Annotated in this window: 17 protein-coding genes; 2 read left to right on the top strand and 15 right to left on the bottom strand. The window is 43.2% G+C overall.

Translation table 11 applies throughout. The features are described from left to right. Positions 1 to 204: 204 nt before the first annotated feature. Complete coding sequence (locus tag B4Q04_RS15060; protein WP_088697309.1) at positions 205 to 1,953, bottom strand: C1 family peptidase; 1,749 nt, start codon at positions 1,951 to 1,953, stop codon at positions 205 to 207. Between the two features lie 606 nt (positions 1,954 to 2,559). Between B4Q04_RS15060 and B4Q04_RS15055 the strand changes: the two genes are divergently transcribed. Both B4Q04_RS15055 and B4Q04_RS15050 read left to right on the top strand, forming a co-directional pair. Continuing rightward, the gene (locus B4Q04_RS15055; protein ID WP_088697364.1) at positions 2,560 to 3,021 is read left to right on the top strand and encodes a mobile mystery protein A; all 462 of its coding nucleotides are present in this window, start codon (positions 2,560 to 2,562) and stop codon (positions 3,019 to 3,021) included. Then, entirely contained in the window at positions 3,012 to 3,608 is a 597-nt protein-coding gene (locus B4Q04_RS15050) for a mobile mystery protein B (RefSeq protein WP_088697308.1), read from the top strand. The genes B4Q04_RS15055 and B4Q04_RS15050 overlap by 10 nt, the downstream gene beginning before the upstream one ends. Positions 3,609 to 3,779: 171 nt before the next feature. Here the strand turns inward: B4Q04_RS15050 and B4Q04_RS15045 are convergent, their stop codons facing one another. The 14 genes from B4Q04_RS15045 to B4Q04_RS14980 all read right to left on the bottom strand — a co-directional run bounded on the left by B4Q04_RS15045 (position 3,780) and on the right by B4Q04_RS14980 (position 15,826). Further along, a complete protein-coding gene (locus B4Q04_RS15045; protein WP_088697307.1) occupies positions 3,780 to 4,412 on the bottom strand; it encodes a Crp/Fnr family transcriptional regulator in 633 nt (210 codons plus the stop codon). A 77-nt stretch (positions 4,413 to 4,489) separates the two neighbouring features. Further along, positions 4,490 to 4,699, bottom strand: a complete 210-nt coding sequence (locus B4Q04_RS15040) for a DUF2892 domain-containing protein (protein ID WP_088697306.1) — start codon at positions 4,697 to 4,699, stop codon at positions 4,490 to 4,492. 87 nt (positions 4,700 to 4,786) lie between these two features. Continuing rightward, on the bottom strand, positions 4,787 to 5,059 hold the full coding sequence (locus B4Q04_RS15035; protein ID WP_088697305.1) for a heavy-metal-associated domain-containing protein: 273 nt from the start codon (positions 5,057 to 5,059) through the stop codon (positions 4,787 to 4,789). Between the two features lie 53 nt (positions 5,060 to 5,112). Further along, a complete protein-coding gene (locus tag B4Q04_RS15030) occupies positions 5,113 to 5,457 on the bottom strand; it encodes a rhodanese-like domain-containing protein (protein WP_088697304.1) in 345 nt (114 codons plus the stop codon). Between the two features lie 161 nt (positions 5,458 to 5,618). Continuing rightward, positions 5,619 to 7,034, bottom strand: coding sequence for an MBL fold metallo-hydrolase (locus B4Q04_RS15025; RefSeq protein WP_013991683.1), 1,416 nt, complete (start codon positions 7,032 to 7,034; stop codon positions 5,619 to 5,621). Positions 7,035 to 7,291: 257 nt separating this feature from the next. Then, the gene (locus B4Q04_RS15020; RefSeq protein WP_013991684.1) at positions 7,292 to 7,837 is read right to left on the bottom strand and encodes a peptidoglycan DD-metalloendopeptidase family protein; all 546 of its coding nucleotides are present in this window, start codon (positions 7,835 to 7,837) and stop codon (positions 7,292 to 7,294) included. A gap of 250 nt (positions 7,838 to 8,087) precedes the next feature. Next, on the bottom strand, positions 8,088 to 9,002 hold the full coding sequence (locus tag B4Q04_RS15015; RefSeq protein WP_088697303.1) for a tryptophan 2,3-dioxygenase family protein: 915 nt from the start codon (positions 9,000 to 9,002) through the stop codon (positions 8,088 to 8,090). A 3-nt stretch (positions 9,003 to 9,005) separates the two neighbouring features. Continuing rightward, the gene (locus B4Q04_RS15010; RefSeq protein WP_088697302.1) at positions 9,006 to 9,443 is read right to left on the bottom strand and encodes a hypothetical protein; all 438 of its coding nucleotides are present in this window, start codon (positions 9,441 to 9,443) and stop codon (positions 9,006 to 9,008) included. Beyond that, positions 9,440 to 9,829 (bottom strand): group III truncated hemoglobin, encoded by a 390-nt coding sequence (locus B4Q04_RS15005; RefSeq protein ID WP_013991688.1) that lies wholly within the window; start codon positions 9,827 to 9,829, stop codon positions 9,440 to 9,442. The genes B4Q04_RS15010 and B4Q04_RS15005 overlap by 4 nt, the downstream gene beginning before the upstream one ends. Positions 9,830 to 9,916: 87 nt before the next feature. Continuing rightward, the gene (locus tag B4Q04_RS15000; protein ID WP_046287689.1) at positions 9,917 to 10,351 is read right to left on the bottom strand and encodes an RrF2 family transcriptional regulator; all 435 of its coding nucleotides are present in this window, start codon (positions 10,349 to 10,351) and stop codon (positions 9,917 to 9,919) included. Positions 10,352 to 10,482: 131 nt separating this feature from the next. Beyond that, a complete protein-coding gene (gene cysI, locus B4Q04_RS14995) occupies positions 10,483 to 12,183 on the bottom strand; it encodes an assimilatory sulfite reductase (NADPH) hemoprotein subunit (RefSeq protein WP_088697301.1) in 1,701 nt (566 codons plus the stop codon). 41 nt (positions 12,184 to 12,224) lie between these two features. After that, positions 12,225 to 14,045, bottom strand: a complete 1,821-nt coding sequence (locus tag B4Q04_RS14990; RefSeq protein ID WP_088697300.1) for an assimilatory sulfite reductase (NADPH) flavoprotein subunit — start codon at positions 14,043 to 14,045, stop codon at positions 12,225 to 12,227. Positions 14,046 to 14,064: 19 nt separating this feature from the next. Continuing rightward, a complete protein-coding gene (locus B4Q04_RS14985; RefSeq protein WP_088697299.1) occupies positions 14,065 to 14,700 on the bottom strand; it encodes a peroxiredoxin in 636 nt (211 codons plus the stop codon). 232 nt (positions 14,701 to 14,932) lie between these two features. After that, a complete protein-coding gene (locus B4Q04_RS14980; RefSeq protein WP_013991693.1) occupies positions 14,933 to 15,826 on the bottom strand; it encodes a LysR family transcriptional regulator in 894 nt (297 codons plus the stop codon). Positions 15,827 to 15,922 lie beyond the last annotated feature (96 nt).

Genomic DNA, 15,922 nt, shown 5'->3' with positions numbered 1-15,922 from the left:
AACACTAAAAAGCGATACACATTCGCAATTGCTCCAGCCAACAACTACGCCGAAAATTTCAAAAGAGTATGTCTTCTGCCAACGCTAGAAAGTTTGCGGAAAGAAAAGCCCTAGCCCAGTTTCCGGGCCTATGTCATAAAAATTATCTTGACCGGAAAACAGTTACGAAAAACCTATCCTATGCTGATTTCGTATCAGAGTTTATTACTCGTTAACGTATAGTAAAAAGGGGATAACCTTATCTTCATCGGCATCTGGGAGAATCCCTATAAATGCATCTTTTCGTTGTGCTAATTTACATTCAAAACGTAATTCTTTATTAGGATATACAATTTTAAAAATAGTATTTTCATTAGCATCCCTTGGCACTAACAGCTTAACCGAGACACCAAAATTATTTTCGCTTATGAATTGACCACTCACTTCAAAATATGAACTAGAATACAAGCTTGTTTTATCAAAATATATATCACCCTCAATCAATTCTGAATAAAATTTAAACGGTCTTTGTAAATAATTGGAAGGTGTTGTACGTGTTAATATGGTATAATTAATATTAGGGCGTTCCATCTTTGTTGCAAATCCACCTACATATTTATGCGCACTGCTATAATACTCCCCTTTGGTGGCATAACCACCCATAAAATTATTTTTATCTAAGTAGAATGTGAATTTTTTATAACCATCTCTCGCATAGGTCTCCTCGTTTGAAAATATACCGGGAAAAGGCTCTTCCCATGGTAATATGGGCTGTTCATAATTGAGACTGAATGTTAATTTATTTCCTTCCATTTTTCCATTAACGCGATAAACAGTGCCATTTTCGTCATAATAAGTCCCAATACGATAATCTTCATGTTTGGAACTTATTCTGCCCTGTTGAAAATGACTTTCAATCACGGCATCATTCAATCCTGGAATATTATAGATGTCTAAAGTTCCGTTTTGTCCATGAAAAACTGTTTTCCAACGCCCAATAAATTTTAGTTCTGGCCATTTAAATCCATCATTTCCAAAACTAAGGGTTTTAACGTCTTTGATAAAACCTGCAACAGTAACATTTTTCTGAATAAAATCATAGCTAAAAGTAGTGTACCCAGCATACTCTTCCCGTTTATCCGTACGAACATTTCCCCATGAATTTTTTACGATAAAATAATGTTTTGAAGCATCTGGATTTCTCTTATCAAAACCAACCAATAGCACCGAGTGGGCACCATTTGCCGAATCATTAGATGAGGCTCTCCACGTATTATTTTCATCAAGGTTAAAATCTACAGGAACCCTAAAATCTATAATGACCTCATTTCTATTGCGCAGGGCATTTTCTATTTGGTCGATATTTTGCCTTGGGTCAATAATTTCTTGAACACCGGTAACGGAATACCAAGTATGCTCCCCCCTCAACAAATCGTCAGTTAAAATTTCAGGATTCAAGTTAAAAGTATTGTAATTAAATTGGGTTTTAAATTCGTCTTCATTCAATAAACGATTTAGTATAGGGTAATTTTGTGTGTAGTAATTATTACTCGTTTGATAGGGCATAACCACTTCCTTTGGCACTTTTAATCCGGCTAGCATATGCGAAGCAGTATAAAAACCTCCACCACCGCCTTGTGATCCTAATTGATTTTCTGTTTTTCTTCCATCTACATAATCTTGCATTACGGGATGAATATAAAATGCCTTTCTGGCATAGTTTACGAATTCTTCAGACAGATCCACTTCTCCAAAACCCTTTCTTTTCAAGTTGGCCTCCACAGCTGCTACCGCTGCGAACACAATACATGTACCCCTTCCACCTTGAGGCTTTAGTTCTGACTGCTGGTTTATAAGGTTTACGTATTCTCCTTGGGTTTCGGTTTCTGGAATAATTTCAACTTCTGGTGCCGAACAGCTTACAATTAAGCAAAGTGCTAAAATTTTTATCGTAATTATCTCTATTTTTCTCATGACCTCTAGTATTATGATTGACCATTTGATGAAGAAAAAAATAATAGGTTAACATGAGCATTGTTTTTTACTCCATTGCAAAATGTTTCTTGTAAAGCTGCTATTCACTTTCGCGGAAGATTGAAATGTCAAAAGACAGCTAACTGGAAGCTTACAGAAAGATAAAACACAAACGGATTTTAGCAAGTGTATATAAACGGAAACGTGAGCAAGTTTACGTTGATATATTTCTCACAGAATACGCTCCGAAACGTCAAGATTAGGCAGATGGAATTCATAGTTGCGCAACAGGCACAATGGCCATAAATAATTGCTTGTTCTCACCTACTTCTGAAAATCCCCGCAGATTTTGCTTGCGCCAGGTCGCTGCGCCCGTGTCAGCTTGGTGCGTACTTGCAAAATGTAAGTGCTAACCCACGCAACTACGCTTAGCCAAGACCCTTGACATTAATTTAAAACCTAGGCTCTCACACAAACTTGGTAATACGTATTTGTATAATCAAAATCCAAAAAAGATACATATAAGTATTCTTTTATTATTTTTTTTATATTTATATGTATACTTTTAAATTAAATTACATACTTATATGTATAAAATACGAACAAATGAGAAACAAGAAAAAACTGCTCATAGAACAACTAGACCAAAAATTGGCGAATTTTAAAGATGCCGGAACGGTCCTGGTCCCACAAAAGGGATGGGTGAATACTATTAGAACTACCCTTAATATGACGAGGGACCAATTAGGGACCAAACTTAACTTAACTAAAGGAGCTATACAAAAAATCGAGGAACGTGAAGCTACAGGCCAGATAACCCTCAATAAATTAAAAGATGTCGGTAATGCTTTGAATATGAAACTTGTCTATGGTTTTATTCCGAAAGATGGGACGATTGAAAGCTTAGTAAACTTAAAGGCCGAAAAGCTAGCACGAAAAATAGTTTTAAGGACGAATCAAAACATGAAATTAGAGAACCAAGGAATTGGGGATGAAAAATTAAATAAAACCATAAAAGAACTTGCTAGTGAAATAAAACGAGAGATGAAAAAATCATTATGGGATTAGAGTTCGATTATAAAGATGGACAAACACCTTTAGACGAAGAAGAAAAGGAAGGCCTTAAAATAAAGTCTATTACTACTCAAGGAGAACTAGATGAATTTGAGCAATTGAATATTGAAAAAGCAGTGGAATGGACTATTCATACAAAATTCAAACTTGAAAAAATTTTAACTGAAAAGTTTGTAAGAGGCTTGCACAAAAGAATGTATGGTGATGTATGGAAATGGGCAGGCGATTTTAGAAAGACCGAAAAGAACATTGGAATTCCGTGGACGCAAATTGGAATTGAATTAAAAAATTTACTGGACGACACTAAGTATTGGATAGAAAACAAAACTTTTCCACCTGAAGAAATAGCTATAAGATTTAAACATCGCATAGTATCCATTCATTGCTTTCCAAATGGAAATGGAAGACACTCTAGAATGATGGCCGACATTATTATGGAATCAATATTTGGAAATGAAATATTTTCTTGGCATCAATCAAATATGGTTGAAGCTAATGAAACAAGAAAACAATATATAAAAGCCCTAAGAGAAGCAGACAATGGCAATTATAAACAGTTAATTGAATTTGCAAAAAACTAATGCCGGGTCTGTAAATCAACCCCTGTCCCTTGATTCAATTGCTTTGGGGCTAGTCCCATACGAATTAAAAACAATAGCTTGAATGAAGTTGTAGAACATTGAGCAGTCTATCTCGCGACAGCTTACAACAGGTTAAATCTTTACAAGGAAGATGCCGCCCTATCGAAAAATTTATAGGTCCACCAGGGTAATATGGTATCTGTGTAGTTTTACCTTGCCCATATTCTCAAGTTTTTTGAGCAAACGCGACACCACTACGCGCGATGTATGTAGTTCGTAGGCAATTTCTTGGTGGGTGCTGTTAATGGTGCTACTGCCGGTAACCCGTGATTTTTCCCTTAGGTATTTCAATAGGCGTTCATCCATCTTTAAAAATGCGATGCTATCCAAGGTTTCCAGCATTTCATTCAGACGGTTGTGGTAGCTTTGTAGAATAAAGTTGCGCCAGCTTGGGTATTTGGCCATCCATTCCTCCATTTTCCCCACGGGCACCATAATCAATACGGCTTCGGTTTCGGCCACCGCACGGATCTCGCTTCTTTTATGGCCTACGCAACAGCTTAAGGTCATGGCACAGGTATCGCCATGCTCAAGGAAATAAAGCAGCAATTCATCTCCTTTATCATCTTCCCTAAGTACTTTTACCACCCCCGAAACCAAGAGCGGCATCGTTTTGATAAATTCCCCTATTTCAATAAGCTTAAACCCTTCGGGTATTTCCTTATAGGTAGCCACCCTATCGATTTCTTGAAGAAGGTCGCTCTCAAAAATATGTCCGTACTTCTCTTTTAAATGTTGGTTCATTCTAATAATTCAGTCCTTTTCCCTATAGGCGATCGACCTTGCTCCTTGCCCAATCAAGCTTCATCCCTTAAAGCGGTTTACTTTTCCTTTATTTTACAGCTTGAAAAGCCGAAGAGGGTATACAGCGGACAAAAACCTATAAAACTTGTTATCACAAAAATAGCCGCTATTGCCAACAGCACATAGGCCAAAATACCTCCTATTGCATGTTGCCAAAACAACACCCCTACAATGATTGCGAAAATAAGCCTAATTATACGATCTGTACGCCCCATATTTGTTCTCATAATATATAAAATTTAGTTGTTTCTAGATCTTTGTACGCGTATCTCGCCTAGCTTCCCCACTCTATTGACCTCTGACAAGAGGCCTTTTTACGATTTCGACATCTTGCCCGTTGCACAGCTAAAGAAGGAAATGGCCTTGGCCGCCATGGAATTATCACTCTCGATAGAGGGATATCCCAAGGCCTTTAAGCGGTCTTTTACCACTAAGGCATCGTTAATATCCTCGTGAACAAAGGACACCTTGGCCGATGCTACATCAACCGTAAGGTTAGATATACCCTCCATCCCTGAAATTTTGGAGGTTATGGTATGGGCACAGCCACCGCACTTTAAATTCTGTACTATAATCGTTGTCTTCATATTGATTTTACCTTTTATTGTATCAAGCTAAACCTGTTCGTTGTGAATCGTATTTATGACCATCTTGAATAGCCCCCTTTCAAGTCAAAGATTTGCGAAAAGCCCATATCTACTAATTTTTTGGCAGCTTTCTGACTCCTTGCCCCTGAACGGCAATAGATGTAGACGGGTTTTGTTTTATCAAGTTTTGAAAAAGAAATCTCAAAATTGGCCGCATTGAAAAAATCGATGTTCAAAGCGTTCTTGATGTGTCCGCCGCTGAATTCATTAGCGGTACGCACATCTACCAATTGCACTTTTTTATTTGAAATGGCCGATGCATAATCGGTCTTGTCCAAGACCACTATCTTATCGGAGGCTTCGTTATTATGACCGAATATTGTACTTAAGAATGACATAGTTTTTATTTTAAGGGAAGGGATTTAAAAAAGGAAACGGCCTGATCAATAAGACCGCTTCCCATAAAAATAACCAACCAAATTCAATTACTGTTTTTGTTTTTTATGTCCCGACATTCCGTTTTTATCTACAGGAAATTACGGGTATTCAAGCTTGCGCTTTAGAGTAGTGTGGTCGGGCAGACGTATTCCGATATTCGTATCCCAGTATTTTTCATCTCTTCAAATCCGCCGGCGACATCTACAAAATCGTCCCAGCCCCTTTGCTTTAAAATAGACGCTGCGATCATACTCCGATACCCGCCCGCACAATGGATAACAAAGGGCCGGTCTTTTGGAAAGCGGGCCAAATTCCTATTGATTTCATTGAGCGGAACATTGATTGCCCCGATAACATGCTCGGAATCGAATTCGCTTTTCTTCCGCACATCGATGATCAGCGGTTTTTCCGAAGCATAGGCCAATTCCAATTCTTGGGGAGTAATACGACCAACGGTTTCAATTTCTTTATCGGCATTTTTCCAAGTGTCGAATCCTTCTTTGAGATAGCCTATGGTATTGTCATAACCTACACGCGACAATCGGGTGATGGCCTCTTCTTGTTTACCGGGATAGGTAATCAGTAAAATTTCCTGTTTTACATCGGGGATCATTTCCCCCACCCATTGGGCAAAACTTCCATCAAGGCCTATATTAACGCTGTTGGGAACAAAGCCCTTGGCAAAATCCTTAGCATCCCTGGTATCGAGCAACAATGCCCCGGTTTCATTGGCAAGCACTTCAAAAGCTTCGGCCGACAGCGGTTTTTTGGCGCGGTCCATAACCGTATCCAAGCTATCATAGCCCTTAATGTTCATCATCACGTTTTGTGGAAAATAGCTCGGAGGCGTGGTCAAACCCGTCAACAGTTCCTTAATGAACTCTTCCTTGCCCATATCGGCACGCAAGGCATAATTGGTCGCTTTTTGGTGACGTAGGGTGTCTGTCGTTTGCTTACTCATCTTCTTTCCACAAGCAGAACCTGCACCGTGGTTAGGGTATATAATCAGGTTATCGTCCAATGGCATGATCTTGTTGCGGAGCGAATCGTAAAGATGGCCTGCCAATTTCTCTTCCGTGAGGTCGGCCACTACGTGTTGGGCCAAATCCGGCCTACCCACATCGCCAATAAAAAGGGTATCCCCCGTAATGAGTCCGTGTTCCTTACCTTTTTCGTCGATCAAGAGGTATGTGGTACTCTCCATGGTATGCCCTGGGGTGTGGATGGCCTTCACCTTATAGGCTCCTACGGTAAAAATTTGACCATCTTCGGCAATCAAGGCATCATAACCCGGTTTTGCGGTAGGGCCAAAAACGATCTCGGCCCCCGTTTTCTTTTTCAGGTCTAAATGGCCACTCACAAAATCGGCGTGAAAATGGGTCTCGAATACATATTTAATTTTCGCATGGTCATTTTCCGCCCTATCGATATAAGGCTGCACCTCACGAAGTGGATCAAAAATAGCTGCCTCCCCATTGCTTTCCAAGTAATAGGCCGCATGTGCCAAACATCCCGTATAAATTTGTTCTATCTTCATTATGCTTTGCTTTATTTTTAATTAGGGTAAAATTACAACGGATTGATAATCTGCGAAGTAACTTTGGTTACAAAGCTTAGCATTTTTCCCGAGGCCAAGAATGACCTTCGTCAGTTTTAAAAAAATTAAAAGGGATTTTTTTTTACGATCTACCCCGCCAAAGGATGTTATCGGTTTCTACCTTTAAAAAGAAGCAATTCACGGCCCTTATGTTTACACAAAAAGCGCTAGTCTAGCATATCGGTCGGCTGCGAACGCTATGGCACTACCGAATCTTCAAGACACCAATCTGATATAAACGCTTGGTGTTCCCTTACAAATTCAGGGCTTGCGTTGCCCAAGGGACAATACGACAATTCGGTTCCCTTGGTCTTTACATTGAGCTGTATTTCGGTTCGTTGACCGATTCCTACCTTACCTAAGACCATTCCCGGATCAATAGGGTCGCCCTCGGAAACCTTTACATCTAAAACATGGTCATAAATGACGAGCCAGTCGGGCGATTTCTTATTTCTTACCCGTATTTCATAATCGGCAATACCTTCGTTCATGACCAAAGCTTCAACATAGCCCGATGCCATGGCATGGATATCGGCATTGGCATCGAGAAGGATGTATTCTATGGCGGGACTCTTCTTTTCGGCATTGATCTCTTCCCCAAAAGCCACAACGGATTCCAATTTTGAAAAATCTATGGGCACATATGACAGTACAAGGGGCGAAGTATCAACCGCATCCTTTCCACAGGAAGTAAAAACCGTTACTACGAGCAAGTAGCGCCAAACCTTCTTGAAATAATCCATTGTCAACGTTTTTCAAACCTCTAAAACCAAGGGTATCAGCATCAAATATACCGATTTCCCCCATTGCATCCCCTAAACAGGTTTTGAAGCGGTGTAAACCTAGTTGCTGAAGGGACAAGGAAGGTCTGGTTTCTTTGGAACACAAAAAATCGGGACATCTATGGGATAGGCAAAAGATTGGCATATTGTGGTTTAATGTCGGAAGGGAAGCCCCCTTTTATACTTCCCTATATCCCCTACCCCAGTTTCCCTACTTAAGGTCTGCGGTTTCTCCCCAGTGCTTTTTTTCACTCTCGGTCCACAATAGCGGGAAAAACTTGCGTTGTTGGTATTTGGGGTGCAGGTATTTTTTCCATTCCGAACCCCCTGTAGCGGCCTTGTTCTCCCCTTTGCTGTTCAGATAGTGTTCCGCCGTCCTTAAATGTACCAGGGGCCATTCTATATTGTATAGCCGGTCGAAATCCCTAAGCTTTTCGGTGAGCGCTACGGACGGATTTTGCAACTCCAACACCCTATCTTCAACCGTACGGCCCTGCACTTTTTGGGCCCAGGCCATCAGGCTTTCCAGGTATTTTTCCTCAAACTGCTCCATCGTCAGGGTCTTTTTGCCCGTTTTTCGGTTCAACCCGGCATCCTTCCAATAGATCTGTTCAAAGTAATCTTCGACCGAGGGTTCGGTCGGCAACCTTTTCTTTCCTTCGTCATTGACCAGGTTATCAAGACTTGTACAAAGAATTTCGATATAACGGAACTGGGCACTCTGAAAGCCACTGGCCGGTGTCAATGCCTTTCTGAATTGGTTGTAATCGTCATAATCCATACCGTCTTTCATGATATCGAAAGAAGTGATCAGCATGGTGGTATAGCGGTTGACCCTTCCCAATTTGGTCAATAAAAATGCTTCGGTAATCTTCTCCTCATCAACGATCTGTTCCAATTCGTGGCGCATCATCTTTAGCAGAAGCTCTGTCACCTGATGGTACATGATAAAGATCGTTTCGTCCTTAAAATCCGTACGGGGCTTTTGAAGCGAAAGCAAGGTATCAACCTCTACATAATCCCAGTAATTAATAGGTTTGGCATGTAGAAGTCCCTCAAGATAGGTTTCGGGGTTCTCTCCCAGCTGTTCGTACTTTTCCTTGATTTTATTTCCTGTATCGGACATTTCTTAGGTTTTAAAAAGTTTGATGCCAAAGATAAAGAGGCAAAGTATTTTGACCATCTCAATCCCGACATAATAAAAATGAAGATATGAAGCTCCCGGCTCTAAGTTTTGAATAAGCAGTTCCGCCCGAAGGTCCAATGCCGGCAAAAGCCATCCTGTTTGAATCGCCAAGCCCAAGAGCGCAATAAAATAAGTGATGTTCCTTTTGGAAAAAACACCTTCATTTACGATTAGGAGGTTGATTAAAACCACGAGGGCCAGAACCCATTCGACCTTGTTGAGGGCATTGAAAACCAAGCGCCCTATACCGAGCCCCAAGGGAATGGTAATCCCCGGTGCCCTGAATTTCAGCCAGGCCTCCATAAAACTAATGGCCCCAACGAAGCCGATCCACAGAAACACGGACGCCAATGCCAGGGGATACTTGACTTTTATGGTCATATGAGATGGGTTGAACCTGAATTTCTGAAATAGGTAAGTTTGTATAGGAACATTTCGGCCATCTTCGACGCCCTCCATTTAGCCTCATCCGCCTTTTCCCCTTCAAAATTTTCGTCCAAAGTTTGGTAGAAAAGTTCAAGCCAGCGCTCGAAATGCCGCTTTTCAATCGGAAGATCGATATGGGGCATAAACGGATGTCCCGAATACGTATGTTCGCCCAAGAGTACGGTTTGCCAAAAAGTGTACATTTTATTCAGGTGCTTCGACCATTGGTCTTGTATCACATTTTCAAAAATGGGCCCCAATAGCCCATCTTGCCTTACCTTGGTATAAAAGGTATCTACCAAAAGTTGTACATCTTCCAAATGCAGTATCTCTCGTTTCATCAAAAAAGGGCTTTTAGGGGTTTGGGCTTCCGCCAGCTTACAGATTTAGATATTTTGACCATTATATCATCATTAATGGGAAGGTTTTTACCTTTTTAAATAGGTTTCCCCGGTTTCCAAACCTGTTGCCAATTCAAGGAGGCTGGTATGCTCCAACATATGTTTTAGTTCATCGCGAACCACGGCAAACTTATCGTGTACGGGGCAAGGCCTATCATTACTACATTTATCCAGGCCTAGACCGCAACCTTCATAGATAGAATCACCATCGATCGCGAAGACGACATCGCCCAGTTTTATACCGTCGATTCGTTCCTTTGCAATCTGAAACCCGCCCGAAGGCCCCTTAGTTGAGTCCAAGATGTTGTTTTTGGCCAATTGATGCAGCACCTTGGCCGTAAATGCCGTAGGAGATCCGATTTCTTCAGAGATCTCCTTTAGGCTTACCCTTCTGTTTTGCATGGACTGTAGGGCGATATAGGTCGTTGCCCTGATGCCGTATTCACAAGCTTTTGAAAACATTTTTTGTCTATTGGATACGGCAAAGATAATGGCTTTTTTATTTCGGACAAAATTATCGGAATAAAGAATTTCCCACGTCGGTTCCCTAGGGCATCACATTATTTCATCGCCCTCCCGGTGTGGTCCTTCCCCTACTGAAGCAACTGTAACGGGCGATGGCTGGTTTCCACGATTTCCTTTCGGATCACAAAATCGCCAAAAGTTTCCTTGGCTTCCCGTTCCTGCGCATAGGCCGCTATAATGGGTTCCAATTCCGCAAGGATATCTTCCTCAGACAACATTTCCTTGTAGAGTGAATTTAACCTATCGCCATTGTGGCTCGCTCCCAAGTACAGGTTATAGCGCCCAATGGCACGGCCCACGAAACCGATTTCCCCGAGGGAAGAACGGGCACAGTTATTGGGGCAGCCGGTCATTCGAATATTGATCTCGTCTTGCTCAAGTCCATGTTTTTGCATGATTACATCGAGCTTGTCGATCAAGGAAGGAAGGTAACGTTCCGATTCGGCAAAGGCGAGTCCGCAAGTACCCAAAGCCACACAGGCCATGGAGTTTTTTCGAAGGCCGGTAAGCTTTCTGTGGTCTTTGATCCCGTGATTCCTTAAGATAGCTTCAATCCCTTCCTTATCTTTTTCTTCGACGTTTCCAATAATCAGGTTCTGGTTTCCCGTCAACCTGAAGTCCCCCTTATGGATGTGGGCGATTTCCCTTAGCGCCTCCTTTAAGGTATAACCTTCTTCGTTCTTGACCCTTCCGTGTTCTACGAACAAGGTATAGAACCATTTTTGGTTTACCCCTTTGAGCCAGCCATAGGTATCGCCATTCGACACAAACCGATAGGGTTTCGGACTCTGGAGCTTCCATCCCAATCGGGTGTTCAGTTCGCTTACAAACCACTCAAGTCCCCTATCGTCTATGGTATGCTTCAACCTAGACAGCTTGCGGTCGGATCGGTTCCCGTAATCCCTCTGGATACCGATTATGGTTTCGGCCACCTCTATGACTTTGTTCTTAGGTGCAAAACCTATGACATCGGCCAGCCGTGGGTAAGTGGCCTTGTTCCCTAGCGTACTTCCGAGTCCGCCTCCGACACAAATATTGAAACCTTTCAGCTTATTGTTTTCCTCAATGGCAATCAGCCCGAGGTCATTGGCAAAAACGTCGATATCGTTATGGGGCGGAATGGCCAGTGCGATCTTAAATTTGCGAGGCAAATAGGTGTGGTGGTAAAGGGGTTCAAAATCGGGTGTCCCCGCCACTTTTTCCTTGTCGAGCCAGATCTCGTGATAGGCCGTGGTCTTCGGAAGGAAATAATTACTTATTTCACCGGCGAGGGCATAGACCTCCTGGTGTATGGCCGATTGGTAGGGGTTGGGGTTGCACATTACATTTCGGTTCACGTCGCCACAGGTGGCAAGGGTACTCAACAAGACCTCGTTCACGGCCTGGATCGTTGGTTTTAACCCTCGCTTTAATATCCCGTGAAACTGGAAGGATTGCCTCGTGGTCAGTTTCAGCGTACCGTTGCCGTGTTCGTCGGAGAGTCCGTCGAGGGCCAACCATTGTTCAGGGGTGGTAATGCCACCAGCGGCCCTTACCCTGACCATGAACTGGTATAGGGGCTCCAATTTTTGTTGCTTCCGCTCGCTCTCGAGGTCCCTGTCGTATTGTTGGTACGACCCGTGATATTTGATAAGCTTGACATCGTCGGGGTCTAAGGCCCCGGTCAAACGATCCTTTAGGCTTTCCTTTATGCTTCCCCTAAGAAAGTCACTTTTATCTTTGATATGTTCGTCTTCCGACAGATTATCTTGTGCAAATTGTTTGTCCATACTTGTATTTTACGGGCTGTTGCTACCAATACCCGACCGAGTTAATAAATATCCGCTTGATACCGGTTTGCCAATTGAAGGTTTTTCACATACTCTTCCGCTTTTTCAAGCGTTACGCCTCCCTGCTGCCGAATGATCTCTTTTAGGGCGAGGTCTACGTCCTTGGCCATTTTTTGGGCATCGCCACAAACATAAAAATGGGCGCCGTTTTCCAGCCAATCGAACAATTCCTTGCCATTTTCCAACATCCTGTGTTGCACGTACTGTTTTTCTTCCTGATCTCGGGAAAAGGCCACATCGGCCTTGGTCAGCACCCCTTCTTTCAGGTATTGTTGCCATTCGGTTTGGTATAGGAAGTCGGTGGTAAAATTCCGATCTCCGAAGAAAAGCCACGAAGGCCTTCTATTTTCGGATACCTCAAGATGCTGCATAAAGGCCCTAAAAGGGGCAACCCCCGTACCTGGACCTACCATTATGATAGGGGCATCAGGATTTTCCGGAAGCTTAAAACGGGTGTTCCTGTCCACAAATACCTCCACCTTGTCGCCCACTTCCAAGCGGTCAGCAATGGTAGTTGAACAGAGCCCTTCCTTATCCCTTCCATAAGCTTGATAGCGCACTACCGACACCAATAGGTGCACTTCGTCTTCTACCGCCTCTTGCGAAGAAGCGATCGAATACATACGCGGGGTATTTTTCCGTAAGACCGAAATCAGTTCCTTGGCCGAAAAATCGTGGGCTTCCTCTTTTATCAGATCCAAGATATCACGTCCCTGGAGGTATTCAGGAAGCGAGGTAGGGTCTGCCAATATGTTCTTTAATCGTGCACTGTCGGTCAACTCGGCATATTTCGATAGGGTGGTTTTAGATAAGGGCGTGAGTTCATAATCATAGGTAAGGGCATCGCGCAAGGTTTTTTCCCCTGCATGGCTTTCCACCAATTCTTCGCCCGAAAGGTTTGTTGCCTCTAAAACGGACTGGACAAATTTGGGGGAATTGCTGCCGTATACGCCCAAAGCATCCCCTGGCTCATACTTTAGGCCCGAACCTTCCAGGTCCAATTCAATATGTACCGTCTCTTTTGAGGAGCCTTTTCCGTTAAGGTTTATCTTTTCCAAAACCGTCGCCTCAAAGCGGTTTTTCCGGGAGTACTTCACCTCCCCGACCGTTGCGGTTTCATTGCTCGGCACAGTTGGGGTGCCCGTTTCGGGAGTTAACTTTACAAGGCTGTCCAAAAGTGTTTTTTGCCAGGCCTCCGCCGTTTCCCCATAATCTACATCGCAATCTTGACGGGGTGCGAGTCGCTTTGCCCCCAACTTTTCCAGAACGGCGTCAAAATCCTTACCGGTCTGGCAGAAATCGACATAACTGCTATCACCAAGCGCTAGAACCGAAAAATTGAGATGGGAAAGATCGGGCGCCTTTTTACCGTGAAGGTATTTATGAAGGTCTTCGGCCTGTACAGGGGGTTCGCCCAATCCATGGGTGCTCACGATTACTGCCAGGTTTTTGATTTTCTTCAGGTCACGGGTCTTAAAGGAAGCCATATCGGAAACCTCGACTTCCACTCCTCTTTCCTTGGCCTGTAAGGCAAGGTTTTGGGCCAGGGCCTCACTGTTTCCCGTATGGGTGCCGAACAAAATATTCAGTTTTTCCGGCTTTGCTTCGGCAAGGGCCTGGGCTGGAATGCCTACATTCGTATCGGTTACAGCAACAGTTGTCGCCGATGTTTGGCCGAGGCCCGAAAAATATCCGCTAAGCCAAGAAAGCTGTTCCGTATCGAGTCCCGACAGTGCCTCACTGAGTTTTTCCGCCTGCCTATCGTTGAACGGACCTCTTTCCAATCCCTTTTTCAGTTCCATGCTTTATAATAATTTCAGGTTATTTGTTAGGCTGTGGCGTATACCTCAAATAAGGCTTTATAACGCGATGTCCTTTTGGGAATTTAGCCTCGACATCTTCCTGCTTTACCGAAGGGGAAATAATAACATCTTGCCCTAGCTCCCAATCTACTGGCGTAGCCACACTGTGTTCGGCCGTAAGCTGTAAGCTATCGAGTACGCGTAAAATTTCGGCAAAGTTCCTTCCGGTAGAGGCCGGATAGGTAATGATGGCCTGTATCTTTTTGTCGGGGTCTATAAAATACACCGAACGTACGGTTGCCGTGGTAGAAAAATTAGGATGGATCATGTTATAGAGCGTAGCTACCTTTTTATCGGCATCGGCAATTATAGGGAACTCAACCTGAGTGTTTTGGGTTTCGTTGATATCATCGATCCACCCGATATGGGAATCCAAATCATCGGTGCTTATCGCGGCTACCTTGGTGCCCCTTTTTTCAAATTCGTCCTTTAGCTGTGCGGTACGGCCAAGCTCGGTGGTACAAACAGGGGTAAAGTCGGCGGGGTGGGAATAAATGATTCCCCAGCTATCTCCCAACCATTGGTGAAAATCAATCTCCCCTAGCGTGGTCTGGGCTGAAAAATTAGGTGCGTAGTCTCCAATTCTTAAACTCATTGTTTTACTTTTTATTTGGTTATGTATTAAAGCATCGTACCTGTCGGTTCTAGCTTTCCGTGAAGACAAAGGTAACCGCCAGCCCGATGAATCGCTCATAGCAAATTTTGATTCATAATAACCTGAAGTTATACTAATGCGAGATTTCCAATAAAATAGTTATGATAAAATGTAAGAAAGAAGCCCTTGAACGCGATAAGCGTTTGCTTAGACCTTGTGCAACAATGAGGTTTTACAATTTGTGATTTCGGATCAAGAACTGGATCAACAAGGCCGGTAAGCCGCCTTCGGGACCCTGTGGCGTAATAAAGTAAAAATGTCTGGGAATGGGCATTTTTTTGATTTCTATTATTTTCAGTTCATTATTCTCAAGCTCTTTAAGAACGGCATGCAAAGACAAGAAAGCCATGCAATCGGAATGCTGTAGGTACGACTTGATCGCTTCCGTACTGCCCAATTGCATTTCAATTTTTAGATCGGCCAAACGAATCCCTTTTTCCTTTAGGGCATTGGCGATCACTTCCAAGGTTCCCGAACCCGGTTCCCTAAGAAGCAAGGGGATGTTTTTCAGTTCCTCGGGACGGATTTCCTCTTTTTTGATCAGATGGTTCTTGCTACTGCACACCAAAACGATCTCATCTTTCAAGAACGGGGTATAGTGGATCTCACGCCTTTTGGATTTTCCCTCGACGACCCCGAGCTCAATACTTTTGTTCAAGAGGGCCTGTTCTATCTGTTCGGAATTACCGCTGAGCAACTCCACCTTTACGTCTTGGTGAATGCTATGGAATCGGGCCAACAAGGGAGGGAGGATGTATTGGGTAATGGAGGTACTTGAACCGATGTGCAATACCCCTTTGAGGGTTTGGTTAAACTGGTTCAGGTCAAATTCGATTTGCCTGTAGATATCCATGATATCCTCGGTATGTTTCAACAATACCTCCCCTGCGGGAGAGAGCACGACCTTGTTGCCCTTTCGGTCAAAAAGTGCCAAGTTGAAACCACTTTCCAATTCTTTGATATGCTTGGTTACCGCGGGTTGCGATATCAGCAGCTCCTCGGCCGCCTTGGTAAAGTTGAGCCTTCTTGCAACCGTATAAAAAACTTTTAAGCGAAAATCGAACATGTACAATAATACGTATATTTCCTCAACGGAAAACCGAAACCCTACACTTTAAGCACCGTCGTTCTCCCCTTTTATCAGCAGCTTCCTTCAAGTAGC

Origin of the sequence: Zobellia sp. OII3 (assembly GCF_002211465.1) — a bacterium.
Classification (GTDB): Bacteria; Bacteroidota; Bacteroidia; order Flavobacteriales; family Flavobacteriaceae; genus Zobellia; species Zobellia galactanivorans.
This window is presented reverse-complemented; position numbering and strand designations above follow the sequence as displayed.

What these genes read in the sequence shown, in the direction of transcription:
- B4Q04_RS15040 (WP_088697306.1), bottom strand. Translation starts at nt 4,699, where the DNA reads ATGAGAACAAATATGGGGCGTACAGATCGTATAATTAGGCTTATTTTC.
- B4Q04_RS15025 (WP_013991683.1), bottom strand. Translation starts at nt 7,034, where the DNA reads ATGAAGATAGAACAAATTTATACGGGATGTTTGGCACATGCGGCCTAT.
- B4Q04_RS14980 (WP_013991693.1), bottom strand. Translation starts at nt 15,826, where the DNA reads ATGTTCGATTTTCGCTTAAAAGTTTTTTATACGGTTGCAAGAAGGCTC.
- B4Q04_RS15000 (WP_046287689.1), bottom strand. Translation starts at nt 10,351, where the DNA reads ATGTTTTCAAAAGCTTGTGAATACGGCATCAGGGCAACGACCTATATC.
- B4Q04_RS15020 (WP_013991684.1), bottom strand. Translation starts at nt 7,837, where the DNA reads ATGGATTATTTCAAGAAGGTTTGGCGCTACTTGCTCGTAGTAACGGTT.
- B4Q04_RS15015 (WP_088697303.1), bottom strand. Translation starts at nt 9,002, where the DNA reads ATGTCCGATACAGGAAATAAAATCAAGGAAAAGTACGAACAGCTGGGA.
- B4Q04_RS15035 (WP_088697305.1), bottom strand. Translation starts at nt 5,059, where the DNA reads ATGAAGACAACGATTATAGTACAGAATTTAAAGTGCGGTGGCTGTGCC.
- B4Q04_RS15060 (WP_088697309.1), bottom strand. Translation starts at nt 1,953, where the DNA reads ATGAGAAAAATAGAGATAATTACGATAAAAATTTTAGCACTTTGCTTA.
- B4Q04_RS15045 (WP_088697307.1), bottom strand. Translation starts at nt 4,412, where the DNA reads ATGAACCAACATTTAAAAGAGAAGTACGGACATATTTTTGAGAGCGAC.
- B4Q04_RS15005 (WP_013991688.1), bottom strand. Translation starts at nt 9,829, where the DNA reads ATGAAACGAGAGATACTGCATTTGGAAGATGTACAACTTTTGGTAGAT.
- B4Q04_RS15010 (WP_088697302.1), bottom strand. Translation starts at nt 9,443, where the DNA reads ATGACCATAAAAGTCAAGTATCCCCTGGCATTGGCGTCCGTGTTTCTG.
- B4Q04_RS15055 (WP_088697364.1), top strand. Translation starts at nt 2,560, where the DNA reads ATGAGAAACAAGAAAAAACTGCTCATAGAACAACTAGACCAAAAATTG.
- cysI (WP_088697301.1), bottom strand. Translation starts at nt 12,183, where the DNA reads ATGGACAAACAATTTGCACAAGATAATCTGTCGGAAGACGAACATATC.
- B4Q04_RS14985 (WP_088697299.1), bottom strand. Translation starts at nt 14,700, where the DNA reads ATGAGTTTAAGAATTGGAGACTACGCACCTAATTTTTCAGCCCAGACC.
- B4Q04_RS15030 (WP_088697304.1), bottom strand. Translation starts at nt 5,457, where the DNA reads ATGTCATTCTTAAGTACAATATTCGGTCATAATAACGAAGCCTCCGAT.
- B4Q04_RS14990 (WP_088697300.1), bottom strand. Translation starts at nt 14,045, where the DNA reads ATGGAACTGAAAAAGGGATTGGAAAGAGGTCCGTTCAACGATAGGCAG.
- B4Q04_RS15050 (WP_088697308.1), top strand. Translation starts at nt 3,012, where the DNA reads ATGGGATTAGAGTTCGATTATAAAGATGGACAAACACCTTTAGACGAA.